Raw genomic sequence first — 9,533 nt, forward strand, 5'->3', positions numbered from 1 at the left:
TAACAACCAGTTTCGGTTTTATAATCGTCTAGAGCAGCTAAGAAAATGGGTAATTTAAAGATGGGCAGAAATAGGTTGGATAAAACCTGTTTAAATATTTTATATATCGCCTCATCTAACCTAGTTTTAAAGTCTGTTTTTCCCAGGAAATATCACTTCGCAGGCACACACAAATAATTATGGATTTGTCAAACTTTACTACACTTCAAAACTTAGAATCTGCTTTCGGTGGTGAATCGATGGCAAATCGCAAATACCTGTTTTTTGCTAATGTAGCCCGTCAACTGGGTTTTTCAGACTTAGCAAAACTTTTTAAGGAAACAGCAGATCAAGAAACTGAACACGCTTTTGCACATTTTGAGTTATTACATCCAGAACTAGTTGTTAAAGATGCAACAGCTTTAACTGATGAACAAAAACGGGAAATTATCTCTCGTTGTTTGTCTTTAGCAATTGAAGGTGAAACCTATGAATACACTACAATGTATCCTGAATTTGCTGCTGCTGCTCAACAAGACAGAGATAACCCCGCAGCAGAAGAATTTCTCAAACAAGCTCAAGAATCTAGCGATCACGCTAACACATTCCGCTCCGCAGCACACCGTTTTGGGTTGCTAAAATTCATTGAAAATTACCATGCAGATCGCTACTCTGAAGCTTTGGAAGTATTAAATGGAGGACAAGCTGTAACTAGAGTAGCAGGTGAAGATCCCGCAACTCAAAAATGGATTTGTAGACAATGCAGCATGATTTATGATCCTGTTGCTGGTGATCCTGATTCGGGAATTGCACCTGGTACACCTTTTGCCGCAATTCCTGATGATTGGAGTTGTCCTATTTGCGGTGCTACTAAAAAGACTTTTAAACCTCTTGAGGAAAAAGTTGCTGCTTAAGACAACACTGATCGAGTTTCTCGGTTCAATTTAAGTAAATTACAAGTAATCTAGCCTTTATCCCTCTTCCCTGATCATTTACTCATAATGTATAAAATATGGAAGGGGGATTTTTTATATTTTTAACTAACTGGTTTTAATTTCTGGAGAAATAAATATGCAGCCAAAAATCAGAAAACTGTACAGAAGTGAAGAATACTCTCAACTAGATATATTCTATCATTCTTTTACTCCCATCCTGGGAATAAACTTATCGGTTTTTGGTGGCTGGACAATGCTTGGTTTTTGGTTGTTAACAAGTGCATTTATTAGTATTTTCTTTTTAGATATTGATAATTGTCATGAAGTACTAACTTGCAATTTCAATTCAGCACTTGGTAAAATCACCTTGCGACAACGAAATATATTTTCTCAGGGAGTGATTGAACTACCACTTAATGAAATTGAAACAGTACTAATTAACTCACGCAGTTCTTCATTTACTACTAAAGCTAAGTTTGGTCAAAAAATCCAAATTGATAACCAAGTATATTGGATTGTTGTTGTTTTGCATTCTGGTGAACATCGTCGCCTAACTTATTATGAAACAACTATGTTTAATAGTAAACAAAACATAGTTGATTATATTTTGTTTCTGAAAGAGAATACATAACATTAATTATCTAGAGGTGCATCATTATGAATTCATCAGAACAACAATCTCAATTTGATAACCGTAAACCCGTTTATCAAGAATTTAATTTTCAGATTATTTGTGCAGTGACTCTGATTGCTGTGATTGGAGTTTCTAGCGTTACTCCTGCATTTCCTTATTTAGCTAAATCTTTAAATATCAACCCCAAAAATTTGGGATTGTTAATTACAGTATTTACATTACCTGCCTTGATTTTGGGGCCTGTAATTGGAATATTAGCTGATAGATGGGGCAGAAAAAAAATTATTGTACCTTCTTTATTTTTATTTGGGATTGCTGGTACAGCTTGCGCTTTTGCTCGTGATTTTAATTTATTGTTATGTTTACGCTTATTGCAAGGAATTGGTGCGGCTTCTTTATTGTCGTTAAGTATTACTTTAATTGGTGATTTATATACAGGAGATAGACGTGCTGCTGCTATGGGATACAATGCCAGTTTTAGCAGTGTAGGTACGGCAAGTTATCCGTTAATTGGTGGTGCATTAGCAACGCTGGGGTGGTATTATCCCTTTATGTTGCCTGCGGTAGCTATTCCTATAGGTTTGCTGGTGTTGTTTGCTTTGAAGAATCCAGAACCAAAAGGCGATCGCAATCTTCAAGAATATTTGACTAATGCGGGAACAATCATCAAAAATCGGCGATTATTTGGTTTATTTATTGCCAGTGCGTCTAATTTTGTGCTGCTTTATGGTGCTTATGTTACCTATTTACCACAATTAATTAATGATACTTTCAAAGCACCGCCTTCTACCATTGGCTTAATACTTTCAAGTGTATCTGTAGCAATTACAGTTACATCTTCTCAATTGGGTAAATTAGCAAGAAGATATCAACCGACAACTTTAATTAAGGCATCCTATATTTTATATGCTTTATCAATGTTAATTGTTCCTTTTGTCTCAAGTATTTGGTTATTGTTAATCCCGACAACAATATTGGGTATTGGTTTAGGAATTGGTTTTCCCAGCATTCAAACTTTGTTAGCGGAGTTAGCACCCAGAGAATATTTGGCAACGGTTGTATCAGTGAATGGGACATTTTTTGGTTTAGGGCAAACCTTGGGGCCGTTGTTGATGGGTGTTGCGTTTGGTTTTGGGGGAATAAATAGCGTATTTTTCGCAGCTGTGGGGTTTACGATTTTGATATTTTTCGTATTTAGGTATTTGACTTGTGAGTGAGGGAGTTAAATGTGACCATAACCTGTATACTGTCGCTTATATGGCGGATGCAAACCTAAAACAATATCCTCCTTTGCTACACCCATTTCAACTAATTCCTGTGCAATATCTACATCTGTCATATTACGCTGAATCCAAATCTTGCCATCTTTAATATCTAAATGAATGTAACAGTTGTAAACTCGCTTCATTCCCTCCCAGCCAATATCTAAAATCTGGTAATGATCATTTTCTGTGTCAAATACAAGCTGGCATTCAATATCTGAATCACCACTCTCAAAAGTAGCATGAGAAATTAATACTTGGCGGATAATTTGACGATAATGCTCTAATCTTTCCATTGGACAATTACCTCCTGAAATTGATCATAGATGATTAACTTCACTTGATAAAGCTTGATAGCTTCCTGAATAAATAGCTCTTGAAAAAAAGATTCAAACGTATCTGAGGGAACTGCTAAATAAAGTATTCTATCAGATTCTTTCATTTGTAGTGCGAGGCGATAGTTCAAAAACTGCCCTAACGCTGCGTGAAAATCAGTAATAACCGAGCTATTAATAAAGCTTTTGATTTCAACTGCAATTTTTAATCCTGCTTTATCAGCGGCAACAACTTTATCTGCTGCTAAGTCAATCTCAAACTTTACACCCTCAATTCTAATTTTAAGGGGATCTGCTGTAATCACCCACTGTTCTTTTAAAAGTGCTTGTTTTACAGCATCATGGAATAAGTCTTTAGCAGCCATTTATCTTCACAAAATCTCTAATTTTATCTTAAACCCCCTGTAGCTTAAGTAACTTGTTTATTTGCAGTTATCAAAAAAATCTGTCTATGCGTCTCAGAAAGCGGGAAACCAACCTCCGGGTGTCTATGCGTGAAATATACCCGCCAAAAAAAGAGAGTGGGAGGAGGCATTATCAAGCGCCATTCTCTCCCACTCTACTATTTGCTGCTGAAGCGATTCAGGAATATACACATAACGCTAATCGTTTCTTAGGGGGGTAATCTACAGGTTAACGATAACGCCTCTACTCAGTGAGTATTCCTATTGCAGCAAACACTAATTCTATTTATTTGTCGGACAACCTTAACAAGAATCATTTGCTAATTTGTTAAACCTTTTAACAACTGCCTTGCTTTCGTTTGTCTAATACAATTTAACTTGGTTCATCATCAGGTGGTTGCCAAATTGGCATTTTCTTTTATTTTTTAGATTGTTCATTCTTGACACTTCCCAACATAGATCTCTGTTAATGCAACAGAAAATTACTAGATAAATTTCTGATAAAATGTCCGGATGACTGAAAAGAGACTGTTGGTAAATTAAAAAGGGGTCACACCCCTCATCTTTATCCAGACTTGATTTCAGTGGGTTTTAAGACACTTTATATATTTACCTAAAACTGATTTTAAAGCAAGTTAACCATGTAAAACCAAGGTTTTAGCTATGAGGGGTGAAACCCTTCATTAATTAACAACCTGTTTTCTAAAAGTCGTAATTATCGAATTTAAATGGTTAACCCAATTCTCCTGGGGGCAAAATCAGCAACGGTGGGATGAAAAAATTCATGAGTTGTGATATCTAGCCACATAGCCAACGCTAAGGTGATATAGTCGGCTCCATCTGGTAAAGATGCAGCTTTTAGGGGGCGACAACAACTGCACTATTGATGTACAACATCTGAACAAAGTTATTTTGTCAGGAATTTCAGCGATAATTTGGGTTATACGCCTGCACGGAGAACTGATGCTGACATCTCCAGAAATTGTTACATGGCTACAAGAACGTACAACTCTAGGCATTCTCTCATCTGAGGTATTGAATGCGATGCCTGCGGCCATAGAAGAAACCGTTATTCCCGCTGGAAAAAACCTCGTTACTGAAGGAATATCCCCAAAAGCCCTCTATATTCTCGTAAATGGTCAAATAGAAAGCGATAATGTCTGTGGGTTCCTTCCTGGTGCAGTCATTCACCTCAAAGAAATACTCTTAGATGAATTAACCCCATTCACAATTACCACCCTCACAGAATGTCATCTCTGGGTTATCCCCCGCGCCAAATTCCAGGATTTAGTCAGTCAATACCCAGAAATTAGCCAAGCTTTGTCTCGTCTATTAGCTCAAGAATTGGCTCAGTTAGCATCTGCGTTAACCTACGAACAAGAGCGTTCTCTCGCTTTGCGACCCTATCTAGTCACCAAAGCCCAACGGGGAATTGTGGGTACAAGTCGGTATGCTGTCAAGTTACGAGAGCAAATTCGCAAAGCTACACACGACAAGAAATCTGTAGTTATCTTTGGAGAACCTGGTTTAGACAAAGATAATATCGCCGCCCTAATTCACTATAGTTCCCCCCAACGACGACAACCGATTATTAAACTTAATTGTGGCATTCTCCAACATAGCGGTGCAGATTTATTTGGTCGTGCTGGTGGTAAACCAGGACTGTTGGAATGGTTGGGAGCGGGTACTCTCATTCTCAACAATATCCAAGAATTACCCACAGAATTATTACCGAGTTTGATACAGCTACTCAAAACAGGGACATATTCCCCTACCACTCGTCCTGAAGATCCAGCTGCTGAACCTCGCACCAGTAACGCCCGGATTCTCATGGTGTCAGAAAAAACTTTATCAACTGTTGAGCGCTGTGTTGGACATAGTATTAAAGTCCCGCCGTTACGGGTACGGAAAGCGGATATTAAAGTGCAGGTGGAATATTACGCTGGTCTTTATGTTCGTTCCAGAGGTTTAGCGAAACCACGGATGACTCCAGAAGCTTTACGCAGCCTTCAGTCCTATGATTTTCCCGGAAACCTCAAAGAACTCAAAAATATCGTTGAACGCGCCATAGTGCAAGCGGGAACAGGCAGAGAATTAACACCCGAACTCTTTTGGGCTACCCAACCCAAGCAACAGCAATTTCGGGTAAATTTATTAAATGCCTATCCAGGGTTGCGGCGATTTCTGCGAAGTCCTTGGTGGCCGGAACGTATCAACTATGGTTTTACAGTCATAGCCTTTCCCTTGATTGTGGCTGTGTTGTTTATGGGACCGCAAACACGCGATCGCAATTTTGCTTTAAATATGTTTTGGGCTTGGTGGTGGCCTTTCTCGCTGTTGATATTTCCCTTTTTAGGGCGGGTCTGGTGTTCCGTTTGTCCATTTATGATTTATGGAGAAATCACCCAAAAGCTATCTTTGATATTATTTCCGCGCACACTCCAACGCTGGCCGAGAGAAAAAGCTGAAAAATGGGGTGGCTGGTTTTTATTTGGTTTATTTACCCTCATTTTCCTCTGGGAAGAACTTTGGCATTTAGAAAATACAGCTTATCTTTCGGCTTGGTTACTATTATTAATTACCGCCGGCGCAATGATTTGTTCTGCAATTTTTGAGCGGCGGTTTTGGTGTCGCTATCTCTGTCCTATTGGTGGAATGAATGGTTTATTTGCTAAACTCTCAATGACCGAACTTCGCGCTGAACAAGGTATCTGTTCTGCCAGTTGCACAACTTATCAATGTTATAAAGGCGGAGTGCAAAAAGGCGAAGGTTTAGAAACTAACGGCTGTCCTATATATTCCCACCCAGCCCAGTTAGAAGAAAACCGCGATTGTGTTCTGTGCATGACTTGTTTAAAAGCTTGTCCCCATCGTTCTGTAGCCTTCAACTTACGTCCTCCTGGAATTGAATTGTGGACAACTCATACCCCCCGCAGTTATGAAGTGGCATTATTATTTTTACTCTTGGGTGGGGTATATTTACATCGTTTACCAGAATTACAAACTTTGTTAGGTTTAGAACTAGATTTAAACCAGTTTATGCCACATTTAGGTTTATCGCTGTTGGCGTTAATTATTCCTGTGGCTGTTCCTTTTGGGGCATATAAATTAATGCAACTTTTTTACTGGCTGGGAAAATCCAAGATGCAAACATCTTCTAAACCTAGACCTTTTATCGAACTTGTTTATGGTTATTTACCTTTGATATTGGGGGGCAATTTAGCGCATTATTTACGTTTGGGTTTAAATGAAGGAGGGCGAATTTTGCCCGTGACTTTTGCAACTTTTGGTTTAAATGGTGAACAGTTGCCAATATTGGTAGCACATCCAGCTGTGATTGCATTTTTACAAGGTTCTACCTTGGTGTTTTCTGTGCTGTTAACGATAGTTTTAACACAAAAAATTGCTCGACAACCCTTACGGATGCTGCTTTGGCAACACTTGGGATCTGTTGTTTTAGGTAGCAGTATGTGGATGTTGATTGTGTGAAAGATTAATTGTCTGAATCAGGATTTACAGGATTTAAGGATTTAGAGGATTTAAGGATTAACAAGATTTCCTATTTATCAAGAATCATTCATCCTGTTCATCCTTTAATCTTGAGAATCCTGATTCAGACATTTTCATTTTTAAGGAGTGCGAATATAACCATATTTGTGTCCCATTTGGACTGGTTTTAATCCCTCTTGTAAGGATTGTGCTTCCTTAGACTTGGCTTCAGACTCGTCTTTCTCAAATTCTAGTGTGAAGACAATTTTGCCTGTTTTATCTATATAGCCTGATTCGTCACCAATTTGAATCCTTGCTAAACCTTTGTGAAAATCACCCACTATATAATAGTCTTCCAAACTATAGAATTTAGGTGCGATAACAATTTCACCTGTTCTATCTATATAGCCCCATTTACCGCCAATTTCAACACTTGCTAAACCTTCGTTAAAGTTACCAACTTTATTAAATTGTGGGGGGATAAAAATTTTACCTGCTTTATCTATATAGCCCCATTTACCGCCAATTTCAACACTTGCTAAACCTTCGTTAAAGCTACCAACTTCGTCAAATTGAAGCGGAATAACAATTTTACCTGTTTCATCTATATAGCCATATTTGAAGTCACTATTAAACTCACTCAGCTTAATATAATTTCTGACATCAGCCAATCCTTCATGAAAGTTACCAGCTTCATAAAATTGGGGTGTAATAACAGTTTTACCTGTTTTATCTACATAGCCATATTTATCACCAACTTTAGCTGGTCTTAATTCTTCTTCAACAGAATCAGCTTTTTCAGACGTGAGTGATATCAGAATTTTAATTTTACCTGTTTTATCTACATAGCCATATTCATCACCAATTCTAATTTTAGCTAAACCTTTGTGAAAGTTATCAGCTTGTCCAAATTGTGTGGGAATAACAATTTTACCTGTTTTATCTATATATCCATATTTATAATAGCCATGTTCATCACCAATTTTAACCTTAGCGAACCCTTCATGAAATTCATAAATATCAATCGAATCAAATTGTGTGGGAATAACAATTTTACCTGTTTTATCTATATATCCATATTTATAACCAATTCTAACCTTAGCTAAACCTTCATGAAATTCATCAATCAAATCAAATTGTATGGGGATAACAGTTTTACCTGTTTTGTCTATATAGCCATATTTATCAGAAATTTTAACCTTGGCTAACCCTTGATAAAAATAATCAGCTTCATCGAATTTCGGCGCAATCACTAAATAAGAATTGAGGGCAAAAATAATACTGGATAATATACATAGGAAAGGAATTAATAGTCCAACTCCTAGTCCAATACCTACTAATTTAATACTCTGTTGTTTTTCGCTTTGCAATAGCATAGATTCACCTTTTAATTTTCAATTGACGTAATTTAATGCAAGTTTAGCTTAATCTTCTATGGCTTAATTAAAGATTCCTCAGACTGGCGATATTTAGCAATTAATTGACGGTGGCTAATTGGTGAATAAAATAACATAGCAAGTGTGGGTAAACTTGTTCCAGTTAGAGCTAACAAAATCAAAGGATTTAGAAAACCAATTATTATACCAATTCCTGCACTAGCCCCAAACCCTGTTACCAGTAGTAAAAGTCTACCCATAACCGAATCTTCAGCTAAGTCCACAGCCACAAAATTTACAACCCGATAAAAAACCCAATATACAACCCAACACACACCCCAAGTGAAAACACCCACTAGAACGAAAGGTATAGCCGCGTTGAAAATCGAACCCACAACCTGCCAAACTAGATCAAAACCGCTATGATTAACTGCAAGTTTAAGTATATTCCCAACCACACTTCCAACCACAAGACCAACCGCAGCCCCAGCTACAGAAACAGCTACAGCCAAAGCCACAACTTCACCCACAATATATGAATATGAATACGAAGTTTCTTTTGTATTTACTACTTTAGTAAAACTCCAAATCACACCCAGGAGTGTAACAACACCCCACACCCCAAGCATAGAGAGTATCCCCTCATATCCCAAATTTTGTAATAACCAAATAGTAACCGGAGTTATGGCATAAGTAATAAACAAACTTGTAACCATAGCTACTACCGCAGCTATTGAAAACAGTTTAATTAATCCTGCATAAGATACTTCTCGCTTCTCAATCAGTAAAGCCGCTGTCTGCACCTTCACCGTTAAAGTATGACTTGCTGGATAAGCATTACTATGGAAAATAAGTTGACGTTTATACTGCTTATCTGCCATCAATTTACTCGTATCTACTTCAACCTGACAACGAGTATGATTCCCGTTAAACTGAGCAGGTGTCACCGAAATCCAAGCATGATTATCTGGAGTATGTGGAGGGTCTTGAGGATGAGGTGCAACTTCCCATTTACCTTCTAGCAAAGTATCTGGAATGGGGTTTTTAACTGTGAAACTTTGCGTTATTTTTTCCCCTAACCTATTCGCTTTAAACTCCAACACCGTTTCACTAAAATCA

7 protein-coding genes and 1 pseudogene are annotated in these 9,533 nt (G+C 37.7%); 4 read left to right on the forward strand and 4 right to left on the reverse strand.

The genetic code is table 11. The annotated features are described in order from the left end of the window. The first annotated feature begins 179 nt into the window (after positions 1–179). From H6G68_RS21125 to H6G68_RS21135, 3 genes are all read left to right on the forward strand, one after another. The gene (locus H6G68_RS21125; protein WP_190908403.1) at positions 180–893 is read left to right on the forward strand and encodes a rubrerythrin family protein; all 714 of its coding nucleotides are present in this window, start codon (positions 180–182) and stop codon (positions 891–893) included. A 157-nt stretch (positions 894–1,050) separates the two neighbouring features. Further along, the gene (locus H6G68_RS21130; protein WP_190908404.1) at positions 1,051–1,545 is read left to right on the forward strand and encodes a hypothetical protein; all 495 of its coding nucleotides are present in this window, start codon (positions 1,051–1,053) and stop codon (positions 1,543–1,545) included. A 26-nt stretch (positions 1,546–1,571) separates the two neighbouring features. Beyond that, positions 1,572–2,765 (forward strand): MFS transporter, encoded by a 1,194-nt coding sequence (locus H6G68_RS21135; RefSeq protein WP_190908405.1) that lies wholly within the window; start codon positions 1,572–1,574, stop codon positions 2,763–2,765. 5 nt (positions 2,766–2,770) lie between these two features. Here H6G68_RS21135 and H6G68_RS21140 read toward each other — a convergent pair whose 3' ends face one another. Together H6G68_RS21140 and H6G68_RS21145 are read right to left on the reverse strand one after the other, a co-directional pair. Beyond that, the gene (locus H6G68_RS21140) at positions 2,771–3,106 is read right to left on the reverse strand and encodes a XisI protein (protein WP_190908406.1); all 336 of its coding nucleotides are present in this window, start codon (positions 3,104–3,106) and stop codon (positions 2,771–2,773) included. Then, entirely contained in the window at positions 3,094–3,510 is a 417-nt protein-coding gene (locus tag H6G68_RS21145; RefSeq protein WP_190908407.1) for a XisH family protein, read from the reverse strand. The genes H6G68_RS21140 and H6G68_RS21145 overlap by 13 nt, the downstream gene beginning before the upstream one ends. Positions 3,511–4,515: 1,005 nt before the next feature. On the opposite strand from H6G68_RS21145, the gene H6G68_RS21150 reads away from it, so the two are divergent. Continuing rightward, positions 4,516–7,038, forward strand: a complete 2,523-nt coding sequence (locus H6G68_RS21150; RefSeq protein WP_190908409.1) for a sigma 54-interacting transcriptional regulator — start codon at positions 4,516–4,518, stop codon at positions 7,036–7,038. A 140-nt stretch (positions 7,039–7,178) separates the two neighbouring features. Here the strand turns inward: H6G68_RS21150 and H6G68_RS21155 are convergent, their stop codons facing one another. Together H6G68_RS21155 and H6G68_RS21160 are read right to left on the reverse strand one after the other, a co-directional pair. Further along, entirely contained in the window at positions 7,179–8,414 is a 1,236-nt protein-coding gene (locus H6G68_RS21155; protein ID WP_190908408.1) for a WG repeat-containing protein, read from the reverse strand. Positions 8,415–8,470: 56 nt separating this feature from the next. Then, positions 8,471–9,533, reverse strand: a pseudogene (locus H6G68_RS21160) (hypothetical protein); the annotation flags it as partial.

The organism is Anabaena catenula FACHB-362 (assembly GCF_014698735.1).
In the GTDB taxonomy this organism is placed as follows: domain Bacteria; phylum Cyanobacteriota; class Cyanobacteriia; order Cyanobacteriales; family Nostocaceae; genus Anabaena; species Anabaena variabilis_A.